This window comes from Winogradskyella sp. ECml5-4 (assembly GCF_036903175.1).
Lineage (GTDB): Bacteria > Bacteroidota > Bacteroidia > Flavobacteriales > Flavobacteriaceae > Winogradskyella > Winogradskyella damuponensis.
Genome location: NZ_JAYJLF010000010.1, coordinates 164,375 through 183,795, shown reverse-complemented (window position 1 = coordinate 183,795; position 19,421 = coordinate 164,375). Strand labels below are relative to the sequence as shown.

The 19,421-nt window shown below is 31.3% G+C and carries 18 protein-coding genes; 7 read left to right on the top strand and 11 right to left on the bottom strand.

What is annotated here, in order from left to right:
* Positions 1 to 59: 59 nt before the first annotated feature.
* Positions 60 to 1,532, bottom strand: a complete 1,473-nt coding sequence (locus tag VDP25_RS12365; RefSeq protein ID WP_334470227.1) for a T9SS type A sorting domain-containing protein — start codon at positions 1,530 to 1,532, stop codon at positions 60 to 62.
* A gap of 302 nt (positions 1,533 to 1,834) precedes the next feature.
* Here VDP25_RS12365 and VDP25_RS12360 point away from each other — a divergent pair, with 302 nt between their 5' ends.
* Positions 1,835 to 2,395 (top strand): type 1 glutamine amidotransferase domain-containing protein, encoded by a 561-nt coding sequence (locus VDP25_RS12360; protein ID WP_334470226.1) that lies wholly within the window; start codon positions 1,835 to 1,837, stop codon positions 2,393 to 2,395.
* Between the two features lie 127 nt (positions 2,396 to 2,522).
* On the opposite strand, the gene VDP25_RS12355 is transcribed toward VDP25_RS12360, so the two are convergent.
* Together VDP25_RS12355 and VDP25_RS12350 are read right to left on the bottom strand one after the other, a co-directional pair.
* Positions 2,523 to 3,227: a tetratricopeptide repeat protein gene (locus tag VDP25_RS12355; RefSeq protein WP_334470224.1), complete on the bottom strand. Its 705-nt coding sequence runs from the start codon at positions 3,225 to 3,227 to the stop codon at positions 2,523 to 2,525.
* A gap of 98 nt (positions 3,228 to 3,325) precedes the next feature.
* On the bottom strand, positions 3,326 to 4,261 hold the full coding sequence (locus VDP25_RS12350; RefSeq protein WP_334470222.1) for a peptidylprolyl isomerase: 936 nt from the start codon (positions 4,259 to 4,261) through the stop codon (positions 3,326 to 3,328).
* 230 nt (positions 4,262 to 4,491) lie between these two features.
* On the opposite strand from VDP25_RS12350, the gene VDP25_RS12345 reads away from it, so the two are divergent.
* Positions 4,492 to 4,944, top strand: coding sequence for a hypothetical protein (locus VDP25_RS12345; RefSeq protein ID WP_334470220.1), 453 nt, complete (start codon positions 4,492 to 4,494; stop codon positions 4,942 to 4,944).
* A 177-nt stretch (positions 4,945 to 5,121) separates the two neighbouring features.
* Here the strand turns inward: VDP25_RS12345 and recQ are convergent, their stop codons facing one another.
* Positions 5,122 to 7,323 carry a DNA helicase RecQ gene (gene recQ, locus VDP25_RS12340; protein ID WP_334470218.1) on the bottom strand — a complete coding sequence of 734 codons (2,202 nt, stop codon included), beginning with the start codon at positions 7,321 to 7,323 and terminating at the stop codon, positions 5,122 to 5,124.
* Positions 7,324 to 7,411: 88 nt separating this feature from the next.
* Between recQ and VDP25_RS12335 the strand changes: the two genes are divergently transcribed.
* The 3 genes from VDP25_RS12335 (at position 7,412) to lptB (ending at position 10,079) form a co-directional block, all read left to right on the top strand.
* Positions 7,412 to 8,377 (top strand): KpsF/GutQ family sugar-phosphate isomerase, encoded by a 966-nt coding sequence (locus tag VDP25_RS12335; RefSeq protein WP_334470216.1) that lies wholly within the window; start codon positions 7,412 to 7,414, stop codon positions 8,375 to 8,377.
* Entirely contained in the window at positions 8,377 to 9,210 is an 834-nt protein-coding gene (gene tatC / locus VDP25_RS12330; protein ID WP_334470214.1) for a twin-arginine translocase subunit TatC, read from the top strand. The genes VDP25_RS12335 and tatC overlap by 1 nt, the downstream gene beginning before the upstream one ends.
* A 128-nt stretch (positions 9,211 to 9,338) precedes the next feature.
* Positions 9,339 to 10,079, top strand: a complete 741-nt coding sequence (gene lptB / locus VDP25_RS12325; RefSeq protein ID WP_334470212.1) for an LPS export ABC transporter ATP-binding protein — start codon at positions 9,339 to 9,341, stop codon at positions 10,077 to 10,079.
* A gap of 2 nt (positions 10,080 to 10,081) precedes the next feature.
* Here the strand turns inward: lptB and VDP25_RS12320 are convergent, their stop codons facing one another.
* The 3 genes from VDP25_RS12320 to VDP25_RS12310 form a co-directional block, all read right to left on the bottom strand.
* On the bottom strand, positions 10,082 to 10,381 hold the full coding sequence (locus tag VDP25_RS12320; RefSeq protein WP_215924325.1) for a hypothetical protein: 300 nt from the start codon (positions 10,379 to 10,381) through the stop codon (positions 10,082 to 10,084).
* A gap of 118 nt (positions 10,382 to 10,499) precedes the next feature.
* Positions 10,500 to 11,381 carry a DUF808 domain-containing protein gene (locus VDP25_RS12315; protein ID WP_334470208.1) on the bottom strand — a complete coding sequence of 294 codons (882 nt, stop codon included), beginning with the start codon at positions 11,379 to 11,381 and terminating at the stop codon, positions 10,500 to 10,502.
* 33 nt (positions 11,382 to 11,414) lie between these two features.
* Positions 11,415 to 12,173 carry a CDP-alcohol phosphatidyltransferase family protein gene (locus VDP25_RS12310; protein ID WP_334470206.1) on the bottom strand — a complete coding sequence of 253 codons (759 nt, stop codon included), beginning with the start codon at positions 12,171 to 12,173 and terminating at the stop codon, positions 11,415 to 11,417.
* A gap of 268 nt (positions 12,174 to 12,441) precedes the next feature.
* Between VDP25_RS12310 and VDP25_RS12305 the strand changes: the two genes are divergently transcribed.
* Positions 12,442 to 13,512, top strand: coding sequence for a PorV/PorQ family protein (locus tag VDP25_RS12305; RefSeq protein ID WP_334470204.1), 1,071 nt, complete (start codon positions 12,442 to 12,444; stop codon positions 13,510 to 13,512).
* 8 nt (positions 13,513 to 13,520) lie between these two features.
* Positions 13,521 to 14,690 (top strand): lipoprotein N-acyltransferase Lnb domain-containing protein, encoded by a 1,170-nt coding sequence (locus VDP25_RS12300; RefSeq protein WP_334470202.1) that lies wholly within the window; start codon positions 13,521 to 13,523, stop codon positions 14,688 to 14,690.
* A 12-nt stretch (positions 14,691 to 14,702) separates the two neighbouring features.
* Here the strand turns inward: VDP25_RS12300 and VDP25_RS12295 are convergent, their stop codons facing one another.
* The 4 genes from VDP25_RS12295 to VDP25_RS12280 all read right to left on the bottom strand — a co-directional run bounded on the left by VDP25_RS12295 (position 14,703) and on the right by VDP25_RS12280 (position 19,350).
* Positions 14,703 to 16,097 carry a sugar transferase gene (locus tag VDP25_RS12295; protein WP_334470200.1) on the bottom strand — a complete coding sequence of 465 codons (1,395 nt, stop codon included), beginning with the start codon at positions 16,095 to 16,097 and terminating at the stop codon, positions 14,703 to 14,705.
* A gap of 56 nt (positions 16,098 to 16,153) precedes the next feature.
* A complete protein-coding gene (locus VDP25_RS12290; RefSeq protein WP_334470198.1) occupies positions 16,154 to 17,155 on the bottom strand; it encodes a glycosyltransferase family 4 protein in 1,002 nt (333 codons plus the stop codon).
* Positions 17,112 to 18,470 carry an O-antigen ligase family protein gene (locus VDP25_RS12285; protein WP_334470196.1) on the bottom strand — a complete coding sequence of 453 codons (1,359 nt, stop codon included), beginning with the start codon at positions 18,468 to 18,470 and terminating at the stop codon, positions 17,112 to 17,114. The genes VDP25_RS12290 and VDP25_RS12285 overlap by 44 nt, the downstream gene beginning before the upstream one ends.
* A 73-nt stretch (positions 18,471 to 18,543) precedes the next feature.
* Positions 18,544 to 19,350, bottom strand: coding sequence for a transglutaminase domain-containing protein (locus VDP25_RS12280; RefSeq protein ID WP_334470194.1), 807 nt, complete (start codon positions 19,348 to 19,350; stop codon positions 18,544 to 18,546).
* Positions 19,351 to 19,421: the final 71 nt, after the last annotated feature.

Genomic DNA, 19,421 nt, shown 5'->3' with positions numbered 1-19,421 from the left:
TAAAAAAGCTGCCCTAAAAATTCACTTTTAAGGCAGCTCTATTTAATAGAATATAATAATTATTTTACTACAAGTTTTTTAATTGCCTTAGCGTTTTCACCTTGTAATTGTAACATATAAATCCCTGAATTTAAATCAAGATGTAATGTATTCTTACCAAATTCAAGTGGTTTTTGTGTTATTAATTTTCCATCAATACTGTATACATACAGTTGTGTATATAATGCATTGTTATCCAAGTTTAGTTCACCTTCCGTCGGATTTGGGTATACAGAAATATCATTTAACGTGAGTTCATTAACACTTAAGAATGCGCAATTTACAGGATCAAATGTAACTAAGCCCAAAGTTGCATTATCGTTTTGGTGTCCAATAACAGCTTCGGCATCTGCAAGAGTATTAGGTGCATTGGCTTCATCCCAACAGTTATGTAATGCCGTCACAGTATTATCAGTATTGTTATATAGGGCATACGTAACGCCTCCATTACCATTTTCAGAAAACACATTTTCCCCTACATTGTCAGCATCATCACCTAAATTGATATTTGATTCTCCTTGTAGTGTAATTCCCCATAAATTTCTACGTATCTCATTTCCACTCGCAATAATATCCATGCCTTCATTAGTTGCATTTAATGAAATACCACTTCCACCTATATTAGGGTTTCCTTGAATATCATTATCTTCAATAACATTATTTCTAATAAATCCAGAAGCATTATCACCAAGTATAGCAATACCATAACGATTGTCTACTATTATATTGTTATCAATCACCGCGTTAATGACTCCTCCAACAAAATTAGAAACTGCTATTCCTCCTGCTTGAGTTAAATTACGGTCACCTTTTATAGTATTCTGAATAATTTGAATTGGCTCATTTACCATAGTTGTCCCCATATTAATTTGTGGTCTATTAGCATTAGCTTGGTTGTTTCCTTCTATATAATTATTAAATATATAAGGAGATACAGCACTATTTGCACCGGAACTAATAGCAGGAGTTTCGTTAAAAGTAATTGTATTGTTAGTTATCTGAGCCATACCTCTAGACAATGCAATAACACCACCAGTAGCTACACCAGAAACATTGTTAGTTATTGTACAATTATTAATAGTAAAGGTTTCCGTTAAAACACGTAAGCCTCCACCATATTGAATGGTAGCATTTTGAATATTAACATTAGAAAACTCTTCAAAACGGAAGCCATCATATGGCAAGTTTGTATCAATTGCCGTAAAAGTAGTATTATCTGCATTTACATTAAATGTTCCATAAACCGTAATTCTTACATCTGCTCCAATTTCTAAAGTGAGATCTGTATCTATAAGAAAAGTATCTGTTGAAGAAATAGTAAGATTGTCTGTTAAGGTATAAGTGGTTCCTGAGACAGATATTGTTGCGGGACTAGCAGCGACAAGGTCGTCTAAAGTATAAGTTATACCAGTATCTGGCGTAATGTATTCTTGTGCCATAAGGCTACCAAAAAGACCAAAAATCATAAATAAATTGAGTAGTTTTTTCTTCATATCGTTGTTGTTTTAGTTGATATAAAATTAAAAAATATTATGTGTAATGACGACTAAAGTCAACTTTTATCGATAGATGGTCATTGAAATAAATGTCATAAAACCATAAAAACACTCAATGTTATTGATTAAAAGCCTGTTAATTTTTTAACGCTTTTTTTAATCTTTAACATTATTCGGATTTCATTTAACACTTAGTATTAAACTGACGTTAAGTCCCTTTTAAAATTCGCTATAGCCTAAAGCATTTATTATCTTAGTGTTGAATCGAATTACTAATAACAAAATAAATACAATCACAAATGGAAAATTTAAATAGAAAGAAAGTCGCAATTTTAGCAACTAATGGATTTGAGGAAAGTGAATTAAAAGAACCATTAAACGCTTTAAAAGAAGCTGGTGCTGATGTTGATATTGTTTCTGAAAAATCTGGAAAAATTAAAGCTTGGCAAGATGGAAATTGGAGTAATACATATAATGTGGACAAAACATTAGATGACGTTTCACAATCCAATTATAATGCCTTAGTACTTCCTGGAGGAGTAATGAACCCTGATACCTTAAGAAAAAACAAGGATGCTGTAAATTTTATCAAATCATTTTTTGAAAACCATAAACCGGTCGCAGCCATTTGTCATGCGCCTTGGCTATTGGCAGAAGCAGACGTCCTAAAAGGTAGAAAGGTTACATCATATGCCTCAATTAAAAAAGATATAATTAACGCAGGTGCACATTGGGAAGACAGCGAAGTCGTTGTTGACCAAGGATTAGTAACGAGTAGAAATCCTAATGATTTACCGGCATTTACTTCAAAACTCGTTGAAGAAATTTATGAAGGTAAACACAAGATGCAGACGGCCTAATTTATTTGTACTAACAATTATTAAAAAAGTGAACTTAAAAAAGGTTCACTTTTTTTTTTAAACAAAACTTCTAGTCTAGATTAGACCATGTCTTATAACAACTAAACTGTTTTATTAAGCAAAGAGCCTACAATGACTTTTGAAACTTACTAGCATTGCCCTCTACAAACCGTTTTGCACGTTTACTTGTTGGTGATATATCTAAGACCTTCTTATAGTTATTATAAGCCTGTAAACTATCCCCTTTTAGCAAATAAGCTTCTGCCAAACTATCGTAAACATTAATACTATTAGGATGTAAAGCCGTATTAATTTTTAATGTTTCAATAGCTTTATCATACTCGTGGTTACTCATATGCTTATAGCCTATTTTATTAAAACTCCATTCATTTATATAAGAGCTTGTAGAATCTTCTTTCTTAATGTCTAAATACCCTTCAAGTGCTTCTTTATAATTACCATCTTTTAAATGCATACTTGGTGTTTTATAACCTTTTGGTGCCTTTAAATAATCGTAAGTAATTTTAGCTTCATCACCTTCAGGAATTACAGATAAATAGCGTGCTTTGGTTTCGGGATGTTGTACAAACCGGAATTTCTTATACATATCTGCAACAAAAAATTCATTCTCTTCTAAGGCTACTGGTTCAATTTTACCTTCTTTCCAATTTAAAAAGAGCACATTACCTTTATAATACACCTCAATAAGTTCATCAGGATTATAAAGGTAATATCCTGCTGTTTCCTTTTTAAAAGATTCAGAATAGTTTACAGAATTTGTGCAACTCCATGTAATAATTACAATAAACACTATTAAAATTTTAGCCTTCATAATGGTCGGTTTATTTGGTTGATCTAAGTGCAAAAAAAAAGTCTCACTTAATAGTGAGACGATTCTTTTATTGTTTTGTTACTAAATTAAGATAAATCTTAAGCTTTTACATCCATCAATTCTACATCAAAAACCAATGTTGCGTTTGGAGGAATAACACCTCCAGCTCCTGCTGCGCCATATCCTAAATCACTAGGAATTACTAAACGTGCCTTATCACCAACGTTTAAAAGACAGATACCTTCATCCCAACCTGGAATTACCTGACCAACACCAACTTGAAAATCTAAAGGTGAGTTTCTTTTGTATGACGAATCGAAAACCGTCCCATCTGCTAACTGACCTTTGTAATGTACAGATACTGTATTTCCTTTTTCTGCTTTTTTACCTTCACCTTTTTGAATAATTTGGTAACGTAAACCAGATTCTGTTTCATCAAAACCTGCTGCTAACTTATCTAACTCTGCTCTTGCAGCTTCACGTTCTGCTGCGATACGCTTTTCTCTAGAACCTTCAAATGTTCTAAACGCTTCAATGGCATTAAATTTTTCGGCAGCTTCACCTTGTCTTATTATTTCTAAGCTTTCAATGATGTCTCCTTGAGCTACAGAATCTACAACATCTTGTCCTTCTACTACATTTCCAAATACTGTATGTTTATTATCTAACCAATCGGTTGCAATGTGAGTAATGTAAAACTGACTTCCATTGGTACCAGGACCAGAGTTTGCCATTGCTAAAACACCAGGACCACTATGTCTTAAATCTGGATGAAACTCATCATCAAACTTATAACCAGGATGTCCTGTTCCTGTACCTTGCGGACAACCACCTTGAATCATAAAATCAGGAATAACTCTGTGAAATTTTAATCCGTCATAATATGGAGTCCCTTGTGGTTTAACAGAATTTTCTAAATTACCTTCTGCTAAAGCTACAAAATTACCAACTGTTCCTGGAGTCTTTTCAAACTCTAAATTTACTAATATCACACCTTTTGAGGTGTTAAATTTTGCGTATAAACCGTCTTGCATTGTGTTTTCTTTTGTTTAAGACTGCAAAGATAGTGAACTGAGTTGGAAGTTTGAAGTAGGAGGTTTGTAGATTTGTAAAATTCCCTCATAGCATCACCAAATAGATTTTGAAAAATACCAACCAGAATATCAATAATTTAAATAGCGAGCACACCACTTTGAAACTAAAGAGTAGAATTTAAATTTGACATTTAAATTAATAAAGTTAGTTTTGAAAAAAAACAAAACACATGGCATTTTCCCTATCTAAACTCTTTGGCTCTAAAACTTCTAATTCTATACCTGGAGATACTATTGAAGCTATTATAACTGATGTGGAAAACAAACCTTTTGGTGTTTCTGAAAACAATGTGCTTTTTGCTGGTTTGAACGAATTAGGAGGATATTTCTTTTTTCAGACAGTTATTGTTGGTCAGCTAAATGTTAAATCTAAAAATGGCGCTCAACTTGTGTTTTCTGGTGATAACTTTAAACTACAGTTAGATGCTGATATGCCAGAGTTTGAATCTGAAAGTTCTGATATTAAAGGAAGGTATGTTACTAAGATTGATTTTCAGATTGAAGAACATGATGTAAAAAAATTAGAAGAAGCAACACTTAAAAGTATTCAAATCAAAGTAAAAAAACACGACCTTCTATTTAGTAAATATGTTGTGATTGATGCTTCTGATGAGGAAGAATAGCTATAATCTCTTTTTCGAGTAAAATTAAAATTGAAGTTTAGCAAACATTTAAAATGATGTATCGAGAACACTAGTTGATTATTTTATAGTGTTCTCGATACTATTTTACAACTCGCCTTTACTATATATAAATATAATTTTAGACGGCTTAGGGTAAGCATCAAATATTATAAGGACTTAGTTCGCCACTTCGCTCATAAACTTAATTCGATATAAACGTAATTCTTCATCATCGTAATCTCCATCAAATTCTTCAATTGCATCGTCTATTTTATCGCTTTCAGATTCCATAAAATAGTCATGGATTTCTTCTTGTTGGTCTTCGTCTAAAATATCATCAATCCAATAATCAATATTTAATTTTGTTCCGGAAAACACAATGGATTCCATTTCCTTTATAAAAGCTGGCATTTCCATACCTTTAGAAGAGGCAATGTCATTTAGTGGTAATTTACGATCTACATTTTGAATGATATATAACTTTATCGCAGAATTTGTTCCTGTAGACTTCACAATCATGTCATCAGGCCTCATAATGTCGTTTTCCTCAACATAATCCGCTATTAAATTCACAAAATCTTTACCGTATTTTTTGGCTTTACTCTCTCCTACTCCATGTACATTAGATAATTCCTCTATATTAATAGGATATTTTAAAGCCATATCTTCTAAAGAAGGGTCTTGAAAAATTACAAAAGGTGGCACACCTAATTTTTTAGCATTCCGTTTTCTTAAATCTTTAAGCATTTTCATGAGCTTATCATCTGAAACGGCTCCACCTCCTTTAGTATTTGTAACAATACCATCACTTGAATCTATATCATAAACATGGTCTTCAGCCATTAAAAAAGATTGAGGATTGGTTATAAAATCCAAACCACTCTCACTTAATCTTAGCACACCATAAGTTTCAATGTCTTTTTTCAAATAACGTGCAACGATGACCTGTCTGATTAATGCCATCCAATATCTTGGATTTTTAGCTTTACCAACTCCAAAAAAGTCTTGTTGATCTGTTTTATGAGACGAAATAAGTGCATTTGAATTTCCAACAAGCACTTGAACTAAATCTTTAGCCTTATATTTTTCGTTAGTTTTTTTGACTGTATCTAATAAAACCTGAACATCATCTTGAGCTTGTACTTGTTTTTTAGGATGACGTACATTATCGTCCATATCTCCACCTTCTCCAGTTTCATTATCAAATTCTTCCCCAAAATAATGAAGGATAAATTTACGTCTAGATATAGATGTTTCTGCAAAAGCAACAACTTCTTGTAATAATGCATGTCCAATTTCTTGTTCTGCAACAGGCTTCCCAGCCATAAATTTTTCAAGTTTCTCTATATCTTTATAAGCGTAGTAGGCCAAACAATGTCCTTCTCCTCCATCTCGTCCTGCTCGTCCTGTTTCTTGATAATAGCTTTCAATACTTTTAGGAATATCATGGTGAATTACAAAACGTACATCTGGTTTGTCTATTCCCATTCCGAAAGCAATTGTCGCCACCACCACATCTGTATCTTCCATTAAGAACATATCTTGATGTTTTACTCTAGTTTTAGCGTCTAAACCGGCGTGATATGGTACGGCTTTTACTCCATTAACTTGAAGAACTTGTGCTAACTCTTCAACTCGTTTACGACTTAAACAGTAAATAATTCCAGATTTTCCTTCATTCTGCTTAACAAAACGAATAATATCTGAATCTACATTTTTAGTTTTTGGTCGTACCTCATAATAAAGATTGGGTCTATTAAAAGAATCTTTAAATGTTACAGCATTAGGCATTCCTAAGCTTTTCAAAATATCTTCCTGAACTTTTTCTGTAGCTGTAGCGGTAAGACCAACGATAGGAATATCGTCACCAATACGTTTAATTATAGTTTTTAAATTTCTATATTCTGGCCTAAAATCGTGTCCCCATTCACTGATACAATGCGCTTCATCAACAGCCATAAAAGAAATTTTAACTGTCCGTAGGAAGTCAACATACTCTTCTTTGGTTAATGATTCTGGGGCTACATATAGCAATTTAGTAATGCCATTTGTAATATCATCCTTAACACGTTTTACTTCTGTTTTATTTAAAGACGAATTTAAAACATGTGCTACACCTTCGTGTTCAGATACAGCCCTTATAGCATCTACCTGATTTTTCATCAGTGCAATAAGAGGCGACACAACAATAGCTGTGCCTTCTGCTATTAAAGCTGGTAGCTGATAACATAACGATTTTCCGCCTCCTGTTGGCATAATAACAAAAGTATTATTACCTGCTACGACGTTTTTTATAACTTCTTCCTGAAGACCTTTGAATTCTGAAAATCCAAAGTGTTTTTTTAGTGAAGTATGTAAGTCAATTTCTGCAATACTCATTAATCCTTATTAGTATTTTATATACATTTGCAACAACTTTAAAGATAACAAATTCTTTATATTTAAAAAACTCTATAAAAAATAAGTTTTGAACACTAAACAATCCATCTTAAAAACTGCAAAAACAACGATAAAATTAGAAAGTAAAGCTATTGATAATTTATCAGATTTACTAACGGAAGATTTTGCAGATGCAGTAGAGTTAATTTACCAGTCTAAAGGTCGTGTTATTATTACAGGAATTGGCAAAAGTGCTATCATTGCTAACAAAATCGTTGCAACCTTAAATTCTACTGGTACTCCAGCTGTTTTTATGCATGCTGCTGATGCCATCCATGGCGACCTTGGATTAATTCTAGAAGACGACGTTGTTATTTGTATTTCTAAAAGTGGAAACACGCCAGAAATTAAAGTTTTGGTACCACTTATTAAGAATGCAAATAATAAAATGATCGCTATTACGGGCAATAAAGATTCGTTTTTAGGACAACAAGCCGATTATATTTTGAATGCTTATGTCGCTCAAGAAGCTTGTCCTAATAATCTAGCTCCAACAACTAGCACTACTGCACAATTGGTAATGGGAGATGCTTTAGCGGTTTGCTTATTGGAATTACGAGGCTTTTCAAGTAAAGATTTTGCCAAATATCATCCAGGCGGTGCACTTGGTAAACGTCTTTATTTAAGAGTAAACGATTTATCTTCACAAAACCAAAAACCACAAGTTAATCTTGAAGCTTCATTAAAAACAGTAATTGTAGAAATCACAGAGAAAATGCTTGGTGTTACTGCTGTCGTAGAAGAGGATAAAATTGTAGGTATTATTACAGATGGTGATTTAAGACGTATGTTAAGTAAAAGTGATGATCTTACGGGTTTAAAAGCCAAAGACATTATGAGTAATAATCCAAGACGCATTTCTGAAGACGCTATGGCTGTTGATGCTAAGGAAGTTATGGAAGAGTTTGGAATTTCTCAACTATTGGTAGAACATGATGGCAAGTACTCAGGTGTGGTTCATCTTCACGATTTAATAAAAGAAGGCATTATATAATGGCAAAAAAACAAATGGATGAGATGTCGTTTTTAGATCATCTCGAAGATTTAAGATGGCATTTAGTTAGAGCAACAATTAGTATTGTAATTGCAGCAACATTAGCCTTTATTTTTAAAAAGTTTATTTTTGATGTCATCATTTTTGGGCCAACACATATGGACTTCCCTACCTATGAAGGCCTTTGTAAGATGTCTCAGTTTTTAGGTATGACAGATACGACCTTTTGCGCTGATAAATTTCCTTTTATCATTCAAAACAGAACTGTTGCTGGTCAATTTTCAGCACATATTTGGACCTCTATCTATGCTGGTTTTATAATTTCATTTCCTTATGTGCTTTATCAGCTTTGGAGTTTTATAAGTCCAGGACTAAAACCGAGTGAGCGTAAAAACTCTAGAGGTTTTATAGTTATTGCATCCTTTTTATTCTTTCTTGGTGTACTCTTTGGTTATTATATTGTGACACCTTTATCTATAAATTTCTTAGCCAATTATCAAATTAGTGAGCAGATTTCTAATGAATTTGATATAAGCTCCGTAATTGCGATTGTACGTTCTTCTGCTATTGCCTCTGGTTTTGTTTTTGAATTACCTATAATTATTTACTTTTTAACAAAAGTAGGTCTTGTAACTCCGCAGTTTTTAAAGAAATATAGAAAATTTGCACTAGTTATAGTATTGGTATTATCTGCAATTATTACACCTCCAGATATTGCAAGTCAGGTTATTGTAGCTATTCCTATATTATTATTATATCAGATTAGTATTTATATCTCGGCTATAGTTGTTAAAAATCAAAAAAGAAAAGAAAAACGTGCCAATTCGCTTTAAAATTTTAGATTATTCGTATAGCATTATCTAAATTTTAAACACAGAGCAAGGTTAAACTTTTAATAAATGATTGCCAAAGCAAATAGAATCTATATGATTTTATTAAATTTAGCGTTCTTAGAAATAATATGAAGTTACGAGCAGAACATTTAATGAAGTCCTATAACGGACGAAAAGTAGTAAAAGATGTTTCCCTTGAGGTTAATCAGGGCGAAATTGTTGGTTTATTGGGTCCGAATGGAGCTGGAAAAACCACTTCTTTTTATATGATTGTTGGAATTATTAAGCCTAATGGAGGAAACATCTATTTAGACGATACCAACATCACGAAATATCCAATGTACAAACGTGCTCAAAATGGTATTGGTTATTTAGCCCAAGAACCTTCTGTTTTTAGAAAACTAAGTATTGAAGATAATATTTTAAGTGTATTGCAGCTTACAAAATTAAGTAAGAAAGAGCAACACGCTAAAATGGAATCGCTAATTGAAGAATTTGGTTTAGGCCATATTAGAACTAATAGAGGCGACTTACTTTCTGGTGGTGAGCGTCGTAGAACAGAAATTGCACGAGCACTAGCCACCGATCCTAGTTTTATTCTATTGGATGAACCTTTCGCAGGTGTAGATCCTGTTGCTGTTGAAGATATTCAGCGAATTATTGCTAAACTGACTAAGAAAAATATTGGTATTTTAATTACAGACCATAACGTACAAGAAACACTAGCAATTACTGACAGAACTTATTTGATGTTTGAAGGTAACATTCTTAAAGCAGGGAAACCTGAAGAATTGGCTAGTGATGAAATGGTAAGAAAAGTTTATTTAGGTCAGAATTTTGAGCTACGTAAAACAAAGCTTGAGTTTTAAGATTATTTACTCTCTCTCATCTTTTTTACCACAATTAGCATTATATACAAAATCACAGCTTGTATCATTAGATTTATAATCCAATATAAAATAACCATTAATATGCTTTCTGAGACATAAAATGGTAAATCGCTACTGATAAGACTCAAAGGATAACTACAAATAGCTATTAGTAAAGACGTTATTGAAGATAACTCACTGTGAGCTTGAGATAGTAAAACATCTGCTAAACCAATAATAAACTGAACTACTAATAGAAATAAAAATACTCTTACTAACTCTTTAAGTTTAAATTTTTTCATTTTTTACTCGCTTTAATTTAATAGGTTCTAATATTTTCATTCCAATATTAGAGTTAGGGTTATGCTATTAACCAACTTTAAATTTAACAAGTTTTCACACCAATTAACGTTGCTATTTTTAATGTTTAGAACGCTTACTAAAAAATATCTTTTTAAATATTTCAACACAAATTAAACAAACTAATCCAACGGCTAATCCGACAATAAAGTCTCTTAAAATAGAAGGAATTTGTTCTAAGAAATGATGTAAAAATTCAATATTATGGACAAAGATCCCACCAGCAACAAGAAGTAGAGCTATAGTCCCGATAACAGACAAACTTTTTATTAGTTTTGGTAAAGCCCAAACCAAAAAAGTTCCGATTGAAAATAAAACACCTTTTCCTCCATTACTTTTATTAATTAGCTGTAATCCAAAATCATCCATTCTTACTATTAATGCTACAATACCATAAACACCAACGGTAGCTATTAATGCTACAATAGATACAACTATGATTTGAGTTGTTATTGGTTCTCCTACTACAGATCCTAAGGCTATAATAACAATTTCAACAGATAGGATAAAATCAGTTACAATTGCAGATTTTATCTTCGTTTTTTCTAAATCTAACAATTCTTGTTCTGTAAAGTTTCCTTTAAATTCTTTAGTCACTTCCTTAGGGTGAGGTACAAAAAATTCATAGATTTTTTCAGCCCCTTCATAAGACAAGTATAACCCTCCTAGCACTAAAATAACAATAACAGACCAAGGTAAAAACGCACTTAATAGAAACGCTAAAGGTAAAATTATTAATTTATTTAAAAATGAGCCTTTTGTAATTGCCCATAGTACTGGAATTTCACGAGAAGATACAAACCCTGATGCTTTTTCTGCATTTACGGCTAAATCATCCCCCAAAATACCTGCTGTTTTCTTCGTTGTTATCTTGGTCATCGCAGCGACATCATCCATCAAAGTCGCTATATCATCTAGTAATGCAAAAAATCCTGAAGCCATTAATTATAAATTCTATTTAGAAAATGTGTTGAGTTAAACTATACTAGATTTTGTTAATAATGAAAGTATTATATATAATGCAATTATAAGTGGTATTGCTGCAAAATGAAGTAAAATTAATAACACCACACTTAAAATTAGAAAAATATAACGAATAGCATTGTCTTTAAATCCCCAATTTTTAAATTTTAAAGCAAATAACTTTATGTTAGAATTTAATAGATAACAACTAAGCAGAGTTAATGCTATTAAAAACCATTTATTAATAATTATTGAATTTATTAAATCGCTATTCTGGTATTCTAAAATTAAGGGTAATGACAATATTACTAACGTATTGGCTGGCACAGGCAAGCCTTTAAAATAACTTTGTTGATCCTCGTCTAAATTAAATTTTGCTAAACGATAAGCAGAAGCTAAAGCAATAAACAAACCTATTAATGGCAAAACAGACATTTTAAATCCTTGCCAATGAAACACTGAATTCCAGCTATCGCTATGAGTTGAAAAATTTGGAGCATCTATGGCTAATGAAATAAGTTTAAACATGATAACTCCTGGTACAACTCCACTCGTTACCAAATCGGCAAGCGAATCTAACTGAATACCTAGTGGACTTTGTACATTTAGCTTTCTTGCTAAAAGTCCGTCAAAGAAATCAAAAAATATACCTAAAAACACAAAGAATGCTGCGGCAACAAAGTTACCATTCACTGCAAATATTAAAGCAATACATCCTGAAAACAAATTCAGAAGTGTTACTATATTGGGAATATGTTGTTTTAATCTCATAAACTTAATTTTTGTAAAAATATAAAAGTATTTGAGTCTATTTCAAATTGCAATATAAAGAATGCAATAAAAACGACGTTTAACAGTTAAATAGGAAGAAGTGATTTAAACTTTTTATTTTACCTATAAAATTTATCATTTTTGTTCTCTGTATCGTAGGATATCTAACTAAAAATGACTTTGTGAGATAAAAAAAACCTTCATTACAAACAAAAAGTTTAAACTACTTCAGAAAAATAATGTGCATCTTTGTAAAAAATTATTGCTGTTGAAAAATTACTATGTAATTCTCTTAACACTTACTACGCTTATAGCCTCGGCACAAACTACAAGAAAATATTCTAATGAATTTATGAATATTGGTGTTGATGCTGCTGCTTTAGGTATGAGTAATGCTGTTGTATCACAAACTGCTGATGTTAATTCTGGATATTGGAATCCTGCAGGATTGGTACATCTTGAAGACAGTCAACTTTCCTTAATGCATTCTAGCTATTTTGCAAACATTGCCAATTATAATTATATCGCTTATGCGATGCCTTTAGATAACGAAAGTGCATTAGGTATTTCATTAATTAGATTTGGAGTTGATGACATTTTAGACACCACGCAATTAATAGACGATCAAGGCAATATTAATTACGATAGAATAAGTACCTTCTCTACGGCAGATTATGGTTTAACCTTTTCATATGCTAGAAAATTACCTTTAGATGGTTTAAACTTTGGAGTTAATGCTAAAATAATCCGACGAATTATTGGTGACTTTGCGTCTTCTTGGGGATTTGGATTAGATGCAGGCATTCAATTTGAAGGTAACAATAATTGGAAGTTTGGTTTTATGGCAAGAGATATTACAACCACTTATAATGCTTGGTCAATTGACGAAGATAAGTTTGAACAAATAAGCGGTGCTATTGAAGGAGAAAATCAAGAACTTCCTGAAACCACTGAAATAACAATACCTAAGTTACAGTTAGGAATGTCTAAAAAATGGATTTTTCATTATGATTATTCTTTATTAGCAGCTGTAAACCTAAACATGCGTTTTGCCCAAAACAACGATATTATTTCAACATCTTTTGCGAGTATAAATCCTGCTTTGGGATTTGAGTTTGGTTATACAGATTTAGTCTTTTTAAGGGCTGGAGTTGGTAATTTTCAGAATGAAATTCAGATTGATAATTCTGAACAAATTTCATTTCAACCTAACTTTGGTGTTGGTTTTAAACATAGAGGCATTCAAATCGATTATGCTTTTACTGATATTGGTGACCAAAGTGCAGCTTTATACTCTAATGTATTTTCTTTAAAAATAGACTTTAGCATCTTTAGATAATCATTATTATGAAATTGAAACTGTTCGTTTTTGCTTTCCTATTTACATTTTTCTCAAACTTTGCACAGCAACGGCAATTATCACCTGATGCTCAGATAACGGTATTAACTATTGGTCCTGGCAACTCTTTAAATGATGCTTTTGGTCACAATGGCTTTAGAGTAAAAGATCGAAATTTAGGTATTGATGTAGTTTATGGCTATGGTGCTTACGACTTTGAAGCTCCTAACTTTTATTTGAAATTCGCTCAAGGAAAACTCAATTACCTGATAAGCAAACATTACTTTAAAGATTTTTATTTTGCCTATAAAGAAGATAATCGCACCATAGACGAACAAATCTTAAACCTATCTACTGAAGAAAAACAAAAACTATTTAATTATTTAGAAAACAATTATAAACCTGAAAACAGACGTTATTTATACGATTTCTTTTATGACAATTGTGCGACACGAATTAGAGATATCACTCTAAAAGTTTCTGAACGTAAAATTGATTTTAAGCTACCTGAAAATTTTAAACCAAAAACCTTTAGAACCCTTATTCACGATCATGTAGGTTTAAATACTTGGGGAAGTTTTGGGATAGACATTGCTTTGGGTTCCGTTATTGACAGAACAGCCACTGTTAACGAGCATATGTTTTTACCACAATATATTCATACCTTTTTTGAAACTGCAACACTAAACAACACTGAAAATTTAGTAAAAAGCTCTTCTACTCTGTATGAAAAAAAGGAAACAGATTCATCTTTAAATATTCTGTTTAGCCCTTTAATTATAATAGGATTAATTAGCCTTTGTATTTTATTTTTCACCTATAAAGATTATAAAAATAATACTCGAAGCAATTGGTTAGATATTACCATATTTGGGACTACAGGTGCCATAGGTGTTATTATACTATTTTTATGGTTCTTAACAGACCACTCTGCAACAGCTCAAAACTATAATTTGCTATGGGCTTTTCCACTTAATATTATTGTAATAGGACAATTATTAAAACCTAAAATTAAAAATTGGGTTAAGCGCTACCTTAAGTTTTTAATTATCATGTTAGCACTTATGACTTTTCATTGGTTGGGTGGCGTTCAAGTATTTGCTATTGGTTTAATTCCGTTACTTGTGGCGTTATTAGTAAGGTATGTCTTTTTAATACAATTCTTTAATAAGAATTAATTCCCACTAAAACTACTGTCCTCTGTAGTACAAAATAGTACTTAGCGTTTTTATAGTAATACTAAAATCTAAAAAAACACTTCTGTGTTTAATATAATATAAGTCGTATTGAAGCTTGGTAAGACTATCGTCTACTGAAGAGCCATACCTTGTACTAACCTGTGCCCAACCAGTTAACCCTGGTTTTATCATATGACGTGTTTCGTAAAATGGTATTATACGAGACAACTCGCTAACAAAAAAAGGACGTTCTGGCCTAGGTCCAATAATACTCATATCTCCTTTTAGTACATTATAAAATTGAGGCACCTCATCTAAACGAGAGCGTCTTAAAAACATCCCAAAGGATGTAATTCTTTTATCGTTTTTTTGAGCCCACTTTACTCCATCTTTCTCGGCATTAACAACCATGGTTCTAAGCTTAACAATATTAAACGGTTTTCCGTTTATACCAACACGCTCTTGAACATAAAATAAAGGTCCTTTATTCCCCATTAAATTACCTATTAAAATAATAGGTAACAATAGTACGCCTACTATAAGGCCTATTAATGAAAACGTAACATCAAAGGCACGATGAAAAAAGATATAGAGCTTATTTTCATTACTTCGACTAAAAGGAAAATACTTATAGAAATCCTTACCAACAAACTGAATAGGTACTTTTTGAAGTAGCTCTTCATAAACTTGAGAATAATCTCTTATTTTAAAACCACGTTCTAGTAATAGCATTAAATCATGATAAACCTCAGCCATTATAGCTTCGGTATTAAAGCTTGCTACAAGAATTTCGGATATTCGTTCTTTATCAATTGTTTCTAAAAATTCTGTGGCTGCAAACTCTTTTAACCCTGTAAACTTCACTGAATCAGCACTGGAAGCTTCACTATTTATAAAACCAACTATTCTATAATTTGGATCTGATGTATCTAATGCTTTAATTAGGCCATCTATATTAGATACTTCTCCAACAAGAAGGACTCGTTTATAAAAACGAGGAGATTCAATTAAATTTATATAAACGAGTCGCCATAAAAGTATAGATACAACAATAGTTAAATAGAGATAAACAATTTGCATACGCTCTATCGGCAAGAATGGTGACAAAACAGGTGTTAACAAATAAAATAAGACTACCGTTGAGGCCGTTATTACAATATTTTTAAAGGTGGTATCTAGTCTACTTGCCTTTTGTAAATCGTATAACTCAAAGATGGTAGCAAAAATAGAGACATAAACACCTAATAGAATTAACGCTACACTATTCTCTGCACTTACAACAATATATTCAAAGTCAAAGTAAAGACTCAAGCAATATACACCTAAGTATACCATAACCAAATCCAAAATTCTCAGTAGAATTTTACGCTCAGAAACTTCGAAATGAATACCTTTTTTTTTAGACATTGTTGGGAAAAACTGTGGTGTAAATATAATAAGTACAAATGATTTTTAACATAATTTTAGGACAAAAGGGCTTCCCATTTGGGTTTAATTACACTCCAATCAAAATTTTCTACTTTAAGGCGCGCATTATTAACTAGTTCGCTTCTATTCTTTTCGTCTAATTTTATAATAGCATCAACCATAGCATCAACATTGTTAGGCTCTACAAGCAACCCATCAACATTATTTGTAATTAAAAAAGGTAAGCCACCAACATTTGTAGAAACTATTGGCAAACCTAAAGCCATAGCCTCAATGACACTTACAGGAGTATTATCAAAATTAGTTGTATTAATAAAAATATTAGAATCTTTAGAAAGCGCTAACCATTCTACTTTAGACAATTTTCCCGTAAAATTTACTTGTAGTTGTTTTGATTCTGCTAAATCCTTTACTTTTTTTAATGAGCCATCTACCTCTGGTCCAACCATAGTTAATTGGGCATTATAATTCTTTTCTAATAATTTTTCTAAAACTAAAATAGCGAGTTCTGGATTGTATATTGAAGAAAAAGATCTTACCCATAATAATTTTATACAATCAATACTTCTACTATAAAAATCATAATTATCTATTTCTATATTGTTTGGAATATATAATACATCTTTGTAGTTATAGGATTCAAAAACTGATTTTAAAAAGTGAGAAGGTGCTACTAACTTATAAGCATTGTCAAAAATAAGGTGACTTAATTTTGAACTGTGTTTTAATCTATTTTCTAGATTTCCTCCATGAAGAATAGTTACATATTTAATCTTATAAAACCGACATAACTGACTAATCACAAGTGCATAATAAAAATTAACTGTACTATAAGTATCAATTAGCACAAAATCAGTAGTCCTTCTATTAGATATGACTAGTCTAATCATATCTAATAAACGTAAAATCTTATTAGATTTATTTGATGCAACTTTTATCGAAAAAGTATCCTTTAGATGCTCACTTAGCGTATCAATAGTCGTTGCTGTACTACTATTGTTGGATAGTGCGTTTCCTATATAAAGAAGGTTTTTCATTAGTTACATTTAAAAGTGCTAAGGCATATATGAAAGCTGGAGCTGCTATACGCATTGATGAATGATTTACTGTGGCAAACCAAAAACATAAGAATGCATAAAAATAATAGTTCTGTTTATGTTTAGACCTAAAATCTAGTGGTTTTATAATTAAAATCAACAAAATAATTACACCCAACATTCCATGTTCCGCCAAGATCCTACTTACCTCATTATGAGAGGTAACTCCTTGTCCCTCTTCTTCAATTCGTTGATCTTTTGCTCTACTCGATCCTATTCCAAAAAATGGATTTGAAATAAAACCTTCTATCTCTTTTTTAAACAATGCTCCACGACCTGTTGAAATATCAGCTTTTTCTCTTCCTCGATGATCTTTATTAGCATATCTTAAATCAATAAATCCATCTGTTTGGTTTGAACTAATAACCCAAGTAATTGCTAAAGTTGAACAAAACACAAAAAATATAGCTATGATATTATTTCTTTTTTTTCTCGACACCACAGAATAATAAATAACTAAAAATGCTAAAATAGTAATCACCCCCGTTATTACACCTCCTCTACTAAATGTAACAAAGGCACGAAAACCAATTGCAGAAAAAAGAACTATATTCAATAATTTTAATCTATTCGTAGGAGACTTGGTAAACAATCGAGCAGCAAAAACAAACATCCCAATTCCTAAAATTGTTGCTACTTGATTAGCGCCCCAACCACCAGATGTAGCTCTATTAGACCCTGTATTTGATAACACTTCTTTTACGCTAGGATTATAAAAAAAGATATAAATTGTATGTGATACAATTGGCAAAGCCATGTATAGAAGGAGTTTATGAACCTCCTTAATACTTACTTTTTTATCATAACAATATAAGGCTGCTATACCCAAACACACTGGTCCACTAAGAACAAAAGCAATATTAGTTCTAAAATTTGCATCAAAGCTTAAAGTCGTAGAAGCAACAAAAATTGAAGGAACAAGAAGCAGTAAATAAAAAAAATAAGGATAACTGTTTCCTGATACCCCATTATAAAACATTCCTACTAAAGAAAATAAAATTATGATATATTTAACTCCCTCATAAGAAATGGTCCCCCCCGTCATTCTTAAAAGCACCTCAGCCCCCACAAAGTAAGAACATGCACATAAAACCTCTATAGTTTTCTTACTAATTGGAGCAACAATTATTCGATATAGAAAGTAGCTAAATGCAGCTAAAAAATATAATTTAGAAAGACTCTCATTAAAATAAATAAGCATTCCAATAATAGCGTGTATAATTAAAACACTTGTATATGTAATATTAGTTTTCAACTATATAAAAAATCTGATTATATTTAATGCTTAAAATTCCAACTTTTGTTAATTCTAAATAAGCTAACACAACTTAAGAAAATATCTTTTTATAATCGTCTAAAGGAAACTTATAATTATAGCTTTTAGCAATTAAGAATACTACAAAGTGAATAATAAAAACAGGAAAGATAGGGCGTAAAATTTTTAATGAAGAATCATAGACTTTGTTTGAGTAATTGTTAATAAGAAAAGGCACATTATCAGGGTTTAAATAATTTTTATTAATACTTTTAACGTAAATATCTTTAGAACCATTATAAAAATTATAGCTTACTTTACCTCCACTTCTTTGTAATTTATAAAATTCTGTTACCGACAAAGGCTTTTCCCCTTCACAGTAAAACAAAGAACAATAAGAGACGTCAATCATAACCCATTTATTTAATTCTTTGATAAAAACTTCATTAAACGAATGTCCTCCATAATCTCTATTAAATGGAGCACGAGTTACCCCCCATTCTCTAACTTTAATATCGTTAATAACACAAAAATTATTAAATATTTGCACCATATCACTACACACTCCTCCATTTCCGGCTAACATAATTTTTAAAGCTTCTTCTGAAGGAACACTCAATCCTCTTCCTCCTTTAATATTGTTAACTAACCAACAACTTATTTTTTTTACTAATTCTATATCTGAATTTGGTTTATTACTTTCTAATATTATGTTATTTACATCACTAAAATACTTTGGAATATCATCTTTACTATTTATAAAATTATAAGAACAACTACTTATTTCATTTTCATTAGAGTTTTCAGACAACAGTCTAAATCTAACTAAATACAAGAAGGGATGACGCTTTAGCGTCCAAAGTATTTTTTTTAAAATCATAAAAGATTAACAAGAATCATAAATAAAAGTTAAAAATAGTATTTTTTTTATTTACTCCTAATAAATCAAGG